The organism is Alishewanella sp. d11, assembly GCF_049390205.1.
Lineage (GTDB): Bacteria > Pseudomonadota > Gammaproteobacteria > Enterobacterales > Alteromonadaceae > Alishewanella.
The window spans coordinates 3,220,128-3,236,194 of sequence record NZ_CP186547.1; the positions used below are offsets into that span (position 1 = coordinate 3,220,128).

Consider the following 16,067-nt stretch of genomic DNA (forward strand, 5'->3'; position numbering starts at 1 on the left):
CACTTGAATGGACTTAAGAGCAGTGAAGTGGTGCACGTGAATGCTAACTTGCATAAGAAATTACAAGAGATGCGTGATTATCGTGAAAAACGACTCAACCCTGTTTCGGCTAAATCGATACAAGGTGGTGACATTGATTTTTTCTAACTTGATTGAGGAATAGGTATGTCGGAACAGGCCAGTATTCGCCTTCCAGAGCGTTTTGATTTTGGATACCACAAACAATTTAACACTGCTTATGAGCCTTTTTTAGAAGATCGCACTTTACGTGCGTTAGACATAGATTTCAGCCAAGTACAGTACTTAGATAGTTCAGCGCTCGGCATGTTAGTGCTACTGGCTAAAAAGTTTAGCGGTAAAGGGGTAACTTTGAAGATTGTTAATGCTAAAGGGACCGCTAGAGAAATTATTCAAATGGCTAACCTTTCGAAGCTGTTTACCATTGAATGATTTAATCATGGCAGGAAACTGCTTTTTATAGGGATGACGATATGACAAAACATATTTTAATTGTTGATGACTCTGCTTCGATTAGGCAGATGGTCGAGGTGACGCTAAAGTCAGCGAAATACCAAGTGACTGCAGCAAAAGATGGTCAGGAGGCGTTTGAACTTTGTCAGAAAAATAAGTATGACTTTGTACTGACTGACCAAAATATGCCGAGGATGGACGGCTTAACATTAATTAAGTCGGTACGTGGTTTGGCTAACTATCGCACTACTCCCATAGTGGTTTTAACCACAGAGGCGAGTGATGATATGAAAGCTAAAGGACGAGCAGCCGGTGCAACTGGTTGGATGGTAAAGCCTTTCGACCCAGCCAAGTTACTACAAGTGGCAAGTAAAGTGCTTGTGTAACCTATTTCTATAAGGAAGGGCAGGGTTATGTCTATTGATATGAGCCAGTTCCATGGTGTTTTTATCGAAGAAAGCCATGAACATTTAGATGATATAGAACGCTTATTAATGGCGTTGGATCTAAATGAACCAGAACTTGAAGAATTAAATAGTATTTTTCGGGCTGCACATTCAATCAAAGGTGGTAGCGGTATCTTTGGTTTTGAAGCGTTGATCTCTGTAACGCATGTCATGGAAAATATTTTTGATCTGGCTAGACAGCGTCAGTTTACCTTATCTGGCGAGGTTATTGATGCCTTACTCCATGCAGTTGATATTTTGAGAGCCTTGCTCAACGCTTATAGCGAGGGACTTGAGCCGGATTGGCAAATGGTTCATCAAACCACTGAACAGTTAGAGCGGATTCTGCATCCCATAGAAACCAACACCGATGAACAAGGTTTCGGCTTTTTTACCGACGACAGTGCTCATGCTGAGGCAGACGTAGGATTTGGTTTCTTTAAAACCTCAGTAGAAGCTGCGCCAGAACAAGGTTTTGGGTTTTTCACTGATGTTGTTGAATCAGACCAAACGGCTAGTAACACGACACAGTCAAATGATGATGAGGGATTTGGCTTCTTTGATGATTCAAAAATTGTCGACAATGCTGCAATGAATCAGCAGATTAATACAGCCAACCTCTCTGCGGTTTCAAGTAAAAACGACTCAGTAAGCAGTCATACGCACATTGTTCAACCAACATCGACACCGCCAAATCATCATAGTCAGTCAGCTGGGGCAAAAGCCAGTTCAGGTATCAAGCCACCAGCAGTAAATAAAGACACTAGTGAAACAAATAGTATTCGTGTTGATATTACCAAAGTGGACAACTTAGTTAACTTAGTTGGTGAATTGGTGATCACCCAATCCATGTTAAATTTACTCGGTGCCGATATAGAAGGTCCCTTAGCCGAACGTTTACAAACTGCCTTAGTAGAATTAGAGCGTAACACTCGCGAATTGCAAGAAAGCATAATGTCCATTCGGATGTTACCCATTTCTTTTGTTTTCAATCGTTTTCCACGCGTTGTTAGAGATTTGTCCAGCAAGTTACAAAAGCAGGTTGAATTACAAATAGAAGGCGGGCAAACCGAGATTGATAAGGGACTTATTGAACGCTTAGTTGATCCCTTAACGCATCTTGTCCGCAACAGTCTTGATCACGGTATCGAAATTCCATCGGTTCGCCTTGAGCGAGGTAAACCAGAGCTCGGCACGCTGACTTTAAAAGCTGAGCAAAAAGGCGGCAATATCTTAATTAGTGTGAAAGACGATGGCGGCGGCTTGAATCGAGAACGTATTTTGGCCAAAGCTGAAGAAAAAGGTATCGAGTTGCCGGATAACCCTACAGATCAACAAGTTTGGCAACTCATTATGGCACCCGGTTTTTCTACTGCGGCAGAAGTGACTGATGTATCAGGTCGCGGTGTCGGTATGGACGTAGTTAAACGGAATATTGAAGCAATGGGGGGGCGTTTGGACATTGAGTCAAGTGCAGGAGTAGGATCAAATTTTCAAATTCGCCTTCCTCTAACGTTAGCTATTTTAGATGGTATGTCGGTTTCTGTTGCAGATCAGTTATTTATTATTCCTTTAGTCAATATTATTGAATCAGTACAACCGACAAAAGCGCAACTTAAGAATATTTCCAATCAGCAGATGTTAGCACTTAGGGATGCTTATTGGCCCATAGTGCAATTACATCAAATCATGCATATCAATGATGCGAAAGTAGAAACATCAGAAGCCATTTTAGTGCTCATTGAAACAAGTAAAACGCGTTTTGCCCTTCAGGTCGATGATCTTATTGGTCAACAGCAGGTTGTTATCAAAAGTTTGGAGCAACATTACCGCAGAGTGCCGGGAATTGCCGGTGCCACCATAATGGGTGATGGTAGTGTGGCATTAATTTTAGATGTGGAATCGCTTTCCACCCAGGTGCAGGATACTTTGGCGTTAAAGGATGCGGTATGAATATTCAATTAAATATGCAACAACGTACTGAAATTGCCCGGCTAGAGTTTTTAACTTTCACGCTCGGAGATGAGCATTATGGTCTCGATATTATGAAAGTGAAAGAAATTCGAGGCTATGAGACAGTAACTAAGATTGCCAATGCTCCGCCTTTTATCAAGGGTGTTCTAAATTTACGTGGTGATATCGTCCCGATAATTGATCTTAGATTGAAATTCTCTGTCGGGAATCCAACTTACAATGAGTTCACTATTGTAATAATGCTACATATAAGCGAGCGAATAGTTGGCATTGTCGTTGATGCGGTTTCTGATGTAATTAATATTAGTACTGATGATGTAAAGCCACCGCCACAATTCGGTGTTGCTTTTGATAGTCAATATCTTCATGGTTTAGCTCCAATTAATGAGCAAATGATAATTTTACTCAATATTGAAGCGTTAATATCTAGCAAAGAGCTCTGTCTCTTTGACTCTGATGACAGCAAATCGTAAGTGATTTCTTAGCGTAGAGGAATTAAACATGCTTCAATATCAAATTGTTTACTATAGTACGGCGACTAGAGAGTTTTCCGAGCAAGATTTAATAGAATTGCTCTCGGTGGCAAACAAATATAATAATGCTTTAGGTATAACCGGTTGTTTAGTTTATTCAAATGGGAAATTTATTCAGCTGCTGGAGGGGGAAAGAAAAAATGTATTAGAATTATTTGAAAAAATTAAGCGTGATCCTAGGCATAATAACGTTACCGTTACCGTAGAAATGACCGTGAATCAAAAACTATTCCCTGATTGGGGTATGGCTTTTAAATTTTTAGAGAAAGATGTTTTAAAGCAGTATGGCGTTAAGGATCCTTCTAAATGGATTTACTCAGAATTTAATGCTGAAGCGTCTCCTGGCAAAGAAGCGATTTTTAATTTTGCTGTGAGAAATAAGCTTATGCAGTCACAGGTGCTTCCTCGCTAGACATTCTTTTAAATTAAAAGGTCAACGATTATGAATAGTTTTTTTAGAAAAATATTTAACACCGATTCAAACACTGAAGAGATGCAAAAAAACGAAAAAGCTCTAGAAAGAACTAACCTGAACATTGCTTTAAGATCAGCCTTAGATGTTTGTCAGGCAAATGTTATGATGGCTGATTTAGATATGAACATAACCTATATTAATCACTCATTAGAAAGAATGCTTAAGATAAATGAGGTTGACATCCGTAAGCAGTTACCAAACTTTAGTGTAGCAAGTTTAATTGGTACAAATGTTGATGTGTTTCACAAAGCGCCTTCTCATCAGCGAGGTATTATAAATCAGTTACAGTCGCCATATAATACAAAGCTTAAGATATCGGGTCTTATTTTTGATCTGATTGCCACGCCAGTATTTGATGAAAATAATGTTCGGCTAGGTACAGTTGTAGAATGGAAAGATATGACTGAAGAGCTGGCTCGACGCGCTGAAGAAAGAATTATTCATAATGAAAACTTAAGAATAAGAGATGCCTTAGATAATATTGAAACCTGCGTTATGATCGCGGATGCCAAAAATAATATTATTTTCTTAAATAAATCTGTTATGAAAATGCTATCTGCTGCAGAAACAGAAATTCGTAAGAACTTTCCTGATTTCTCGGCTAGAAATTTATTACACAAAAACATGGATATTTTTCATAAAAACCCAGCCCATCAAAAAGGCATGGTTGAAAAGCTCACATCCTCCTTTGTTACAACAATAAAAATTGCAAACAGTATTTTTAAATTAACCGCGAGTCCTATTAATAACGATGAAGGCGAGCGGATTGGTACAGTTGTAGAATGGCTTGACCGCACCAGCGAAGTCGCTGCAGAACAAGATATTGAACGCGTAGTTAATGCCGCTGCTATTGGTGATTTTTCTGAACGTATTGACGAAAATAGTCAGGTTGGTTTTCTCAAAGTTATTGCGAAAGGGTTAAATGCATTAACGTCTACAAGTGAAATTGCCTTACAAGATATTAATAGGGTTTTAGCCGCAATAGCACAAGGTGATTTAACAGAGCGTGTGGTAAAAGATTATCAAGGCAGCTTCGGTGAATTAAAGGACGGCTGCAATCAAACGGCTGAAAACTTGGCGCAAATGCTTGGCGAAATTCGCGAAGCCGTAGGTACTATTAATACTGCTTCTAATGAAATCTCACAGGGTAATACTGATCTGTCTAGTCGCACAGAGCAGCAAGCTTCTAGCTTAGAGGAAACCGCTTCTAGCATGGAAGAGCTTACTAGCACCGTTAGACAAAATGCAGACAATGCCAGACAAGCTAATACGCTGGCCGCTAAAGCTTCAGATGTTGCAGTTGAAGGCGGCGTGTTAATTGAACAAGTTGTGAAAACGATGGCGTCAATTAATGAATCTGCACAGAAGATTGCTGATATCATCGGTGTCATTGATGGGATTGCATTTCAAACCAATATTTTAGCGTTGAATGCTGCGGTTGAAGCTGCGCGGGCTGGTGAGCAAGGTCGTGGTTTTGCTGTTGTAGCCTCAGAAGTTCGAACCTTAGCGCAACGCTCTGCTAATGCCGCGAAAGATATCAAATCTTTAATCTCAGACTCTGTTAACAAAATCAATAATGGCAACGATCTCGTCGGTAAATCCGGTAATACCATGAAAGAAGTGGTTACTTCAATTAAGCGAGTCAACGATATCATGGCGGAAATAGCTGCTGCCTCGGCAGAGCAATCCGCAGGCCTTGATGAAGTCGGCAAAGCTGTTACTCAAATGGACGAAATGACTCAACAAAATGCAGCGTTAGTTGAACAGGCCGCTGCAGCAGCAGAGAGCTTGTTATCACAAGCAGAGCAGTTAGCCAGAAACGTTGGGCGTTTTACCTTAGATGATGAACCTGTCGTGAAAAGTAATGCCATTAAAAGTGTTACTTCATCTAAAAAAGTGGCCAAATCGGGCTTAAATAAAGTATCGGCCAGACCTGCGGCTAAGTTAATCATACCAGCTAAGTCTGATGAGGACGAATGGGAAAGCTTCTAAAGCCAGCTATAGCAGCGGTTGAGCATGAATTTAATTATGCTCGGCCTGATTTTGAAGCAGTTAGGGCCTTGCTGTATAAGCTGACAGGTATTCGATTAGCCGATAGCAAAGATTCGATGGTGTATAGTCGTTTAGTGCGTCGAATTAGAGCCTTAAAGCTGACTTCATTTGCAGACTATCTGCTTTACTTACAGCAGCATGCTAAAGAAAAAGAGCAGTTTATTAATGCTTTAACAACAAATCTAACGTCTTTTTTTCGTGAACCTCATCATTTTGAGATGTTGGCGCGTTATTTACAGGCTCATCCTGAGTGTCGAAGAATTTGGTGTGCTGCCAGCAGTACCGGAGAAGAGCCTTATTCAATCGCGATGGTAGTGGTTGAAACTTTTGGCCGTTTTGATGTCCCTATTGAGATCATTGCAACCGATATTGATAGTCAGGTCTTGCAAAAGGCTCAGGCCGGAGTGTACAGCGAGGAGCGTATTCAAAGTTTGGATGAGCGGCGATGTAAGCAATTTTTTTTTCGTGGCACCGGTACAAAATCAGGTTTAGTGAAGGTTGTACCAGAGCTTAGAAAAATGGTTTCTTTTCATCAGCTTAATTTGCTAGATCCGAAATGGTTTATTCAAGATACGGTTGATATCATTTTTTGCCGTAATGTGATGATTTATTTTGATAAACCTACGCAGTTAAAGATCTTAGCACGCATGGTGTCTTTGTTACCGCCTGAAGGCTTGTATATTGCCGGTCACTCTGAGAATTTTTCTCATGCCACCAGTTTAGTAAAATCTATTGGCCAAACGGTCTATTTACCTACCGTTACAAGGGGCAAGCATGGCTGAATTTGATACGGATAATATTCATGTCGCACCCAATCGTTATTATGATCGTCACTTCGAGCGTGACGCCGTAAAAATTTTGCCTGGGGAGTATTTTGCAACTAAGGCCGATACCTTAATTGTTACAGTATTAGGCTCTTGTGTATCTGCCTGTATTCGTGATCGCGTTCTAGGGATTGCGGGTATGAACCACTTTTTACTGCCAAATGACGGTAGTGGTCAAGATAATATCTTATCAGAGTCTGCGCGTTATGGTGCCTACGCGATGGAAATATTAATTAACCATTTAATTAAATTAGGTGCGCGTCGAGAAAATCTTGAAGCTAAAGTTTTTGGTGGCGGTAATGTTTTAAAAGGTTTTACTGCGATAAATGTCGGAGAACGTAATGCCGAATTTGTACTGGAGTATCTAAAGCTAGAACGAATCCCTATAGTGGCAATGGATTTATTGGATAACTTTCCTCGCAAAGTTTATTTTTTCCCAGACTCAGGGCAAGTACTGGTTCGCAAAATTAAATCTCTTCACAACAATACCATTATGGATCGTGAGACGGCTTATCGCATGCAATTGAAAAGTAAACCAACTCATAATACACAACAAGATGTGGAGTTATTTGATGATTAAAGTGCTTGTTGTGGATGATTCTGCACTTATTCGCAGTTTATTAAGTGAAATAATAAAAAATGAGCCTAATTTTTTATTAGTAGGTGCCGCAAGTGATGCTTATGTTGCCAGAGATATGGTGAATCAATACCGGCCAGATGTGATTACGCTTGATGTAGAAATGCCAAAGGTTGATGGTCTTACGTTTTTAGAAAAGCTAATGAAAGCCAGGCCAACACCGGTAATTATGATCTCAAGCTTAACGGAGCAGGGTGCAGAGGTTACTTTACGGGCATTGGAATTAGGTGCAGTTGATTATTTAGCTAAGCCTAAATTGGATATTGCTAAGGGCATTGAAGAATATCGACAAGAAATTGTTTTTAAAATAAAGACCGCAGCTCTAGCAAAATTAAGTTCCAAACCAAAATCTACTCGCACACAGTCAAGTCCGGCTTTACGTTTTAAAACAACTGAAAAAATTATTGCTATCGGCGCCTCTACGGGAGGTACGGAAGCCATTAAAACGGTGTTAACGGCTATGCCGATAGATAGTCCTGGTATTGTGATCACTCAGCATATGCCACCGGGCTTTACTACCAGTTTTGCCAAACGACTAAATGCTCTTTGTCGCATTACCGTGCTTGAAGCACAAGGCGATGAACGAATAGTGCCAGGCCATGCTTATTTAGCGCCTGGTGATAGGCATCTTACGGTAGTGCGCAGTGGAGCCGATTATCGAATAGTGCTAACCGATGGACCTCGCGTGTCTGGCCATAAACCTTCAGTGGATGTGATGTTTGAATCTGTTGCAGAGTCCGTAGCAAGTAATGCTTTGGCTGTTGTTTTGACTGGAATGGGAAAAGATGGCGCGCTCGGTATTCGCTACATTGCAGAACACGGCGGTTTTACTATGGCTCAAGATGAAGCCACTTCGCTGATTTTTGGCATGCCGCAGGAAGCCATTAAAACGGGTTGTGTAAAGCAGGTTGTGGGATTAGAGAGTATCAGCTGTAAACTTATTGAAGTCTTAAATGCAATGGGTAAGGACTATCGTATTTGACGCTTTATCTTTGCAAGGAGTATCGTGATGCTAAATACGGTTTGGCAAAGCATGACAAGGCCAATAGCATATAGTGTGTTATTGGTGTTAGTTGCTTTGGCTTATCTCGGTAATTATTTTAGCTTACCTTTATTTTTTGGTGTGGACCTGATTTTTGGTTCTGTCATTGTGATGTTTACCTTGCTCTGGCTTGGCATACTTCCCGCTATCGTGGTAGCTCTGGTGGGAGGGAGTTATACTCTGCTGCTCTGGGGGCATCCTTATGCTTGGATTATTTTCACCTTAGAGTTGCTTTTCGTTGGTTTTTGGTATTACAGACGATCTTCTAACCTTGTGCTGACTGATTTACTCTTTTGGCTGGTGTTAGGTATGCCGCTTGTCTTGCTTTTTTATCGAGGTTTACTCGGGATAGGTTGGGAAGCGACCATTTTCATCGCTGTTAAACAAAGCATTAATGGTGTTTTTAACGTCTTGGTCGCTAATGTGCTGTTTACCGCATTACAATTAACAGGACGCTTTATACCCGCTAATCTACAAAAACCGAAACTTGAAGCCGTACTTTTTCAACCCTTTTTACTCGTCATGCTGCTCGCTGGAACTTTCCCAATTATTTACGCTAGTTATAGTCAACAACGTGATCAAGAGGACTTTATGTATCGCTACCTGTCCCTAAGGTCAACAGCCTTAGCTTCTGTAATTGAGGCAGATCACGCACAAAATTTAAACCGGTTTGAGTATCATCTAGATCGTCTCTATTCCGGTGATGATTTGTCGATTGGCATCTTTGACCAGCACGGACAGCTTTTATCATCACGAGGGCAGCCATTCACCTTGCAAGCAGCCGGTAAAAGTTATGACGTTCGAAAGAATTTAAAAATTAGGCTACCTGAAGGTAACATGTCGACGATGCAAAGTTGGCGACAAGGCCAATACTATATTGTGCAACCTTTATCCAAAGATGGTTTAGATTATATTTTGGTGAGTTTACCTGCTGCAGAGGTGGTAACTACCTTAGAAACAAAACGTCGAAACTTATTTATCATGTTAGCCTTACTCTTTTTGATGTCAGTCATGTTGTGTTACTTGTTAAGTCGAGTAATTAGTAGACCAATTAGACGCTTGGAACAGTTTAGTGCGGAATTAACGCAATGTATAAGTGATGGTAGTAGTAAGCCCTACAGCAATAGTTATGTAAAAGAATACGATAGCTTGGGATCTGTTTTATATGACATGAGTTTTAAGTTAGCTAATAGCTTTAGACAGCTAACTCAAACTAAATTGAGTTTAGAAGCCGAAGTACAAAGTCGTACTGCGGAATTGCAAGAGAATGTCGCTATGACTCAGCGCATTCTTGATACCATTATTGACGGTATTATCACAACCGACCAACATGGCTACATTATGTCAGCCAACCCTGCTGCGTTGAAAATATTTGGCTTTAATACCCAAAATAGCTGGTTAACATCGAAAAACATTCTTGACTTATTTCCCGCAACTGAGCATGACTTACTAAAAACAACGTTAGCTAAGGAAGATAAGCTATTGCAACAAGCCAATGCTTCTCCTTTTGAACTGACAGGTCGTGCACGCCAAGGGCATTCACTGCACCTTGAATTACAGATCGCTAAAATGAACACCCTTGACTATCATTTGTATGTTTGGGTGATCCGCGATATTGCTGAACGAAAGGCTAATGAGCGGTTAAAAGCGGAGTTTGTTTCTACGGTAAGTCATGAATTGCGAACGCCTCTTACTGCGATATGCGGGGCTTTAGATCTTATAGCGAGCGGCGCCTTTGGTAAGTTAAACGAACAAGCCGAAAGTTTTCTGAGCATAGCAGTTAATAATGGTAAAAGACTCAAATTTTTAATTAATGACTTGCTAGATCTTGAGAAAATGACCGTTGGTAAAATGAGCTTTAATATGCAACAGCAGCTGCTGGCGCCATTGGTACAAGCAGCGATTGATAGTCATATAACTTATAGTCATGCCCAGCAGCTTGACATTAAGCTATTTAATGATCTTCCCAACAGCTATGTTGAAGTCGATGCAGAACGTTTGCAGCAAGTTCTCGCCAATCTATTATCAAATGCTATTAAGTTCTCTCCTGCTGGCGCAGATATAACGGTTAGCGTTGCGCAGCATGACCATAAAGTGAGAGTCACCGTAACTGATCGCGGCATTGGTATTAAGGAAAGCTTTAAATCAGCTATTTTTAAACGTTTCTCTCAAGCCGATGCCTCAGACTCTCGGGCAAAAGCCGGCACAGGTTTGGGACTAGCAATCAGTCGTGAATTAATTTTGCATATGTCTGGTGATATGAACTTTAGTTCCATTGAAGGGCAAGGTGCATCTTTTTGGTTTGAATTACCGCTTATCACAGATTTATCTAATTAAGCTTTGGCATTACAGATTTTGTGGTAACCCGACATCGTTACACTGATATGAAGGCCGTGCTATGCAATGTTATGATTTCTCTTCAACGCGTTTTATAAGCAGCTTCCCACAATGTGCTGATGGTAGCTTTGTCGTGAAATACCAGCAGCTACTTAACGAACTCTTTGTTGATTGTGACGTTTTCATTTTGCTGGTCAATCATGAAGGTGATTGTTTTAGTTACTGTCAGTCTACTCGATATAAATTTGAACAACCTGGAGTGTTACTGCATTTATTAACAGATGGTGCCTCTACGCTCGTCGCTAACAGCCTGCAACAAAAGCCTTATCAGGGTATTTTTAATGATGCCAATGAAGCACACACTAAGTTTTTCGTTTGTTCAGCAATTAAAGCGGTTTCAGGTCCTTTACTAGGCGCTTTCGGTGTCATTAGCCAAAGACATAAATCATTGCTGCCAGATGAAAAGATATTTTTGCAATGGTTAGCAGAAAGTTTAGCCGATGATATTCAAGTCGATAATCGATTTGATGCTGCCGATCATGCTAATGCAGATAGTCTAGCGGGACTTATAATCCCTTATCTTGATGATATTTATATCATGGTTGATTGTGATGGCGTTCTGATTAGTCTCGCGGCACAGTTACCCCGTCATATAACTGAGTCAATCAATACCCGAGGTGGCACCTTAGCCAGCACCTTCGGTGAGTCACACCAAGTTTTCTTTAAAGATCTGATTGAGCTAACCGCTTCTACCGCCAAAAAACAAACCAATGTACTCACATTAAACCTAGGTCAAAATGTTTACATGTTTTCGGTAAGTTGCAATTTATTCTCAGCAGGTTGGTATTTGCTGACATTTCGTGATGTGACTGAACATCATAGAATGCGTGCGCTATTAGAAACACGAACGAAACTTTTAGAAGGGATAATTCAAGTAGGTAATGTCGGTATTATTTTGCTCAATGAACTTGGCCAAGTGCTTTACAGTAACGAACAAGCGAATAGTTGGTTTGCTATTAATACCGATGACAAAGTTAACTTTATGCCAGCTTTACATTGGCAGTCTCATACTAATTCAAAAACGCCAATAAGTCCTTTTCAGAAGTTTTTCACTACAACAGAAAATATCATAGACGAGCATTATTGTTTTCATGCTGGAGATAAACGAGAACGAATTGTTAGTATCAGTGCCAGCCTATTACCAGAACCTAAAAATGCCCTAGCGCAAGCGACGTTTTATGTAAAAGATGTCACAGAGCGCGCTAAGTTAGAACAGGCCATGTTGGCTATGGACCAGCAAATGCAATTCTTATTGCAATCTAGTCCTGTCATTATCTATCAGTTGATGTTTTTACCTCAGCCGGTGTTGACCTATATTAGTCCGAATGTTGAATCAATACTGGGGTATTCTGCAGAGAGCTTGTTTGCTAAAGAAGAAGGATTTTTAGGTCTAGTCCATCCAGAAGATATCAGTCTGGTAAAAGACAGCGAACAGGATGCCTTTGATGGTATGCTAGAGTATCGTTTGAAAATCGCTGGCTCAAAGCAGTATCACTGGTTTAAAGATGTACGTCAAAGCATTAGTGATTCAGAACAGTTTGGTGTAATTGGGGCGCTGCTCGATATTACCGAGCGAAAAGAAAAAGAGCAGCAACTCGCAGTGGCTCAACAACGTTTTCAACAATTAATTAAACATGTTCCTGGTATGATTTACCAGTTTCAGCTAAATCCAGATGGCAGTTCATGCTTTCCTTTTGCGTCAGATGGGATTGAACTTATCTACGGTGTTACGCCGGATCAGGTGCGTGATGATGCCACTGCCGCCTTTCAAACCTTACACCCTGACGATTACGATAAAGTCTCCCAAAGTATTGTAAGTTCAGCTGAATTTCTGCAGCAATGGCACTGTCGCTATCGTGCTATGAATCTGAATAACGAATATCAGTGGCTAGAAGGAATTGCAACCCCTATAAAATTGGCCAATGGCAGTATTTTATGGCACGGCTACATTAGAGACATTACCGAACAACAGTTAGTTGAACTGAAAAATCAGCAACTCCAACATGAGTTATCCGCTACGCTGGATAGTATGATGGATGCGGTACTGAGTATTGATAGGCATGGTAGAATTATAAGTCTAAATCCAGCTGCAACTAAACTCTTTGGTTATACTCATCAAGAACTTTTGGGTAACAACATTGCTATGTTGATGCCTGATGATATTGCTTCTCAGCACGATGGATTTATTAATGCATACCAGATAACTGGTGATGCAAAGATTATAGGCATAGGCCGTGAGGTGCTGGGTCGACATAAAGATGGCCATGAGATCCCGCTTGCCATATCGATCTCCGAAGTTGGAGAGGGCGAGTTAAAACGTTTCGTTGGTTGTTGTCACGACCTTACTGCGTTTAAAAAGCAGCAAGAACAATTACTCCATAACGAAAAATTAAGCGCAATTGGTAAATTAACCAGTAGCTTAGCCCATGACTTCAATAATATCTTAGGTATTATTCGTGGCTATGCCGAGATGTTACAGCAACAAGAACAATCGATAGCGAGCTTGGTTAATCCAATTATTGACGCCAGTGATCGCGCATCCGCCATGATAAATCAGTTATTAGATTTTTCTTCTGCAAAACAACGTCCGATGCAACAGATCAACGTGTTTACGCATTTGCAGGAATTACAGCCGCTGTTAGCAAAGGCATTAAGTGAAAATATCCAGTTTGTTTTGACGCAATCCAATAGAAACTTATGGATTGACGTAGAATTACCTGCTTTTGATAATGCATTATTAAATATTGTGGTTAATGCCAACTTTGTTTTAAAAGAACAGGCAGGGGCGTGTTTTGAGATCACTATTCAAAATGTATCACTTTCTCACAATGAGCCCAATATTCGTTTACAGGCCGGAGAATATGTAAAAATTGATCTGACTGATAATGGCTGTGGGATGAGTGATGAAGTAAAAGCTAAAATATTTGAGCCCTTTTTTACTACTAAAGGGGCGCAAGGGACAGGTCTAGGTTTAGCTCAAACTTATGGCATGGTCCAGCGTTGTAGAGGCGCAATTAAGGTGACGTCAACCTTGGGTGAGGGGACGACATTTTCTATTTTCTTACCGCGTGTAGCTGTGACTAACGCCACTAACTTAGTTAGCTATAAAACGGTATCTGAAATAACAGCGCCTGTTTCGGTCGTTAACAGTAAAGCTTCAGATAGTGCTCGTATCTTAGTCGTTGATGACGAGGCTGATTTATTAGAAATGCATGCCATGTTATTAGAGTCTGCGGGGTATGAGATTTATAAAGCGGCTTCCGCGAATGAGGCTCTAAATATTGCACAAACGACAGCTATCGATTTATTACTTTCAGATATTGTTATGCCTAAAGTGAATGGCTTTGAATTGGCGAAAAGTCTAAAAGCCAGCTATCCTGAAATAAAAGTACAATTAATCAGTGGATTTGCTGATAAGTCAATGATTTCAGACGAGCAATGTCTGCATTGGTATGAGCAGCGTTTAGTTAAGCCTGTTGCGATGGCTGCGTTACTAAAGCGTATCAAGCAAGTGCTGAGTTAGATGTATTCGTATGCAAAATTGAAAGAGGTTATTTGGGAGTAAACCTTGGCCAACTGACTAAGGCAGCTATTATTTTAAGCATTTATTAAGGGACCTAATTTATATGAATACTCCATTACAAGTTTTGTATTTTGAAGATGATGAAGCGACGGCAAATTTAGTTTTATTATCCTTACGAAATCAAGGTTACCAGGTCCAACATTTTAGTGAGTTCCCTGCTGGTGGTATCGCCGAAATCCGCGACCACTGCATACAAGAAGTCGATCTGGTTATATTAGATATTAATATGCCAGGTTTAAATGGCTATGCTATTTGTCAATTGTTAAAACAAGAATTGCTCGCTGAGCATGTGCCTGTATTGTTTACTTCTGGTTTGATGCAAGATGAAGACATTCTTAAAGCTTTTGATGCCGGAGCGGATGACTATCTAATTAAACCTTTGCGTATAAACGAATTAGTGTTAAAAATCCCAAAACTCATAGCGCTCAAGAAAGAACAAATAGAGGCCGCGGAGCAGGCTTCAGCGGCCATGAAAATTGCGTTTGATGCCATGAAAAACTCATCTGAATTGGGTGGCATTTTACGTTTTTATGAAGTTATTCAGCAAGCTGAAGATTTCGATAATTTAGCTAATATGTTATTTGATGCCATCAAGGAATTTGAACTTGAATCAACCCTGGTTATTACAGTAAGGGAGCCCGCTTTATATTATCGTGATGATAAATTACTCTCTTCTTTAGAACTCGAGTCTATTTTAGCTGCGCGTAGTAAAGGGCGAATTTACTCTTGGCGCAAATATACGTTTTTTAGTTACCAATACTTTACCGTCCTTATCAGAAATATGCCGATAGATGACGAAGACCGATATGGTATTTTAAAAGATCAGCTTTGCTTATTATTGAACGGGGTGGATGTCAGAATTGCTGGTATTATCTTAAAGCAAGACGATCAAAAGAAGCAGAAACGACTAGCGGCAACCTCCAAAGTATTGGCGCAACTGGTACTCGATATTGAAAACGAAAATGTTGAGTTTTCAAGCGCCTTTGAAAAAATTCTTGCTGATCTTGAAACAAACCTTTCAGCGGAGATTGCACAATTTAATTTACTCGAGCAGGAAGAGCGTTTATTACTTGCGATAACTAATGAAGGAATGTCGCAGGCTAGGGCATTGTTGGACAATGCTTTGGATACAGAAACGCTTAGAAAAGATGTGATCAATAACTTGTTATCACAACTAAGCACTGATTCTCACTAATAGGTTATAGTCAAGGTGGATGGATGTTAAAGCATATCCTGTTTATTGAAGATGAGCCTGATATTCAATTGATTGTAATGGCATCTTTGCAAAACTTCGGGGGATATGAGGTCCTTGCTTGCTCTTGCGGTGAAGAAGCCTTACAAAAAGCTACAGGCTTTAAAGCTGATCTGATATTACTGGATGTAATGATGCCCGTTATGGACGGTCCAACAACCTTATCTAAACTAAGGCAACTTAGTCATTATGCTAAGCTACCAGCAGTTTTTATGACCGCAAAAATTCAGCCTAACGAAGTTGCGGAGCTTTTAGGCTTTGGTGCCGCCGAAGTGATTGCCAAGCCCTTTGACCCACTGTTATTAAGTGCAAAGCTAAAAAAAATTTACGAAGATTATCATATTGATAAATTGTAATCTTTTATCAGTTTTTCTAGCTTTG

The 16,067-nt window shown here is 40.3% G+C and carries 13 protein-coding genes; all 13 read left to right on the plus strand.

The window, feature by feature from the left end:
• Positions 1–165 precede the first annotated feature (165 nt).
• The 13 genes from ACO1PK_RS14515 to ACO1PK_RS14575 all read left to right on the plus strand — a co-directional run bounded on the left by ACO1PK_RS14515 (position 166) and on the right by ACO1PK_RS14575 (position 16,042).
• Positions 166–450 (plus strand): STAS domain-containing protein, encoded by a 285-nt coding sequence (locus tag ACO1PK_RS14515; protein WP_423186322.1) that lies wholly within the window; start codon positions 166–168, stop codon positions 448–450.
• Between the two features lie 41 nt (positions 451–491).
• The gene (locus ACO1PK_RS14520; RefSeq protein ID WP_423186323.1) at positions 492–857 is read left to right on the plus strand and encodes a response regulator; all 366 of its coding nucleotides are present in this window, start codon (positions 492–494) and stop codon (positions 855–857) included.
• Between the two features lie 27 nt (positions 858–884).
• Positions 885–2,870 (plus strand): chemotaxis protein CheA, encoded by a 1,986-nt coding sequence (locus tag ACO1PK_RS14525; protein ID WP_423186324.1) that lies wholly within the window; start codon positions 885–887, stop codon positions 2,868–2,870.
• Complete coding sequence (locus ACO1PK_RS14530) at positions 2,867–3,364, plus strand: chemotaxis protein CheW (protein WP_423186325.1); 498 nt, start codon at positions 2,867–2,869, stop codon at positions 3,362–3,364. The genes ACO1PK_RS14525 and ACO1PK_RS14530 overlap by 4 nt, the downstream gene beginning before the upstream one ends.
• A gap of 28 nt (positions 3,365–3,392) precedes the next feature.
• A complete protein-coding gene (locus ACO1PK_RS14535) occupies positions 3,393–3,836 on the plus strand; it encodes a BLUF domain-containing protein (RefSeq protein WP_423186326.1) in 444 nt (147 codons plus the stop codon).
• Between the two features lie 81 nt (positions 3,837–3,917).
• Positions 3,918–5,891 carry a methyl-accepting chemotaxis protein gene (locus ACO1PK_RS14540; RefSeq protein WP_423188225.1) on the plus strand — a complete coding sequence of 658 codons (1,974 nt, stop codon included), beginning with the start codon at positions 3,918–3,920 and terminating at the stop codon, positions 5,889–5,891.
• Entirely contained in the window at positions 5,876–6,733 is an 858-nt protein-coding gene (locus tag ACO1PK_RS14545) for a CheR family methyltransferase (RefSeq protein WP_423186327.1), read from the plus strand. The genes ACO1PK_RS14540 and ACO1PK_RS14545 overlap by 16 nt, the downstream gene beginning before the upstream one ends.
• Positions 6,726–7,355 (plus strand): chemoreceptor glutamine deamidase CheD, encoded by a 630-nt coding sequence (gene cheD / locus ACO1PK_RS14550; RefSeq protein WP_423186328.1) that lies wholly within the window; start codon positions 6,726–6,728, stop codon positions 7,353–7,355. Before ACO1PK_RS14545 ends, cheD begins: the two co-directional genes overlap by 8 nt.
• On the plus strand, positions 7,345–8,394 hold the full coding sequence (locus tag ACO1PK_RS14555; protein WP_423186329.1) for a protein-glutamate methylesterase/protein-glutamine glutaminase: 1,050 nt from the start codon (positions 7,345–7,347) through the stop codon (positions 8,392–8,394). Before cheD ends, ACO1PK_RS14555 begins: the two co-directional genes overlap by 11 nt.
• A gap of 27 nt (positions 8,395–8,421) precedes the next feature.
• Positions 8,422–10,791, plus strand: coding sequence for an ATP-binding protein (locus ACO1PK_RS14560; RefSeq protein WP_423186330.1), 2,370 nt, complete (start codon positions 8,422–8,424; stop codon positions 10,789–10,791).
• Positions 10,792–10,852: 61 nt separating this feature from the next.
• Positions 10,853–14,374, plus strand: coding sequence for a PAS domain-containing hybrid sensor histidine kinase/response regulator (locus ACO1PK_RS14565; protein ID WP_423186331.1), 3,522 nt, complete (start codon positions 10,853–10,855; stop codon positions 14,372–14,374).
• Between the two features lie 103 nt (positions 14,375–14,477).
• Complete coding sequence (locus ACO1PK_RS14570) at positions 14,478–15,629, plus strand: response regulator transcription factor (RefSeq protein WP_423186332.1); 1,152 nt, start codon at positions 14,478–14,480, stop codon at positions 15,627–15,629.
• A 23-nt stretch (positions 15,630–15,652) separates the two neighbouring features.
• A complete protein-coding gene (locus ACO1PK_RS14575) occupies positions 15,653–16,042 on the plus strand; it encodes a response regulator (protein ID WP_423186333.1) in 390 nt (129 codons plus the stop codon).
• Positions 16,043–16,067 lie beyond the last annotated feature (25 nt).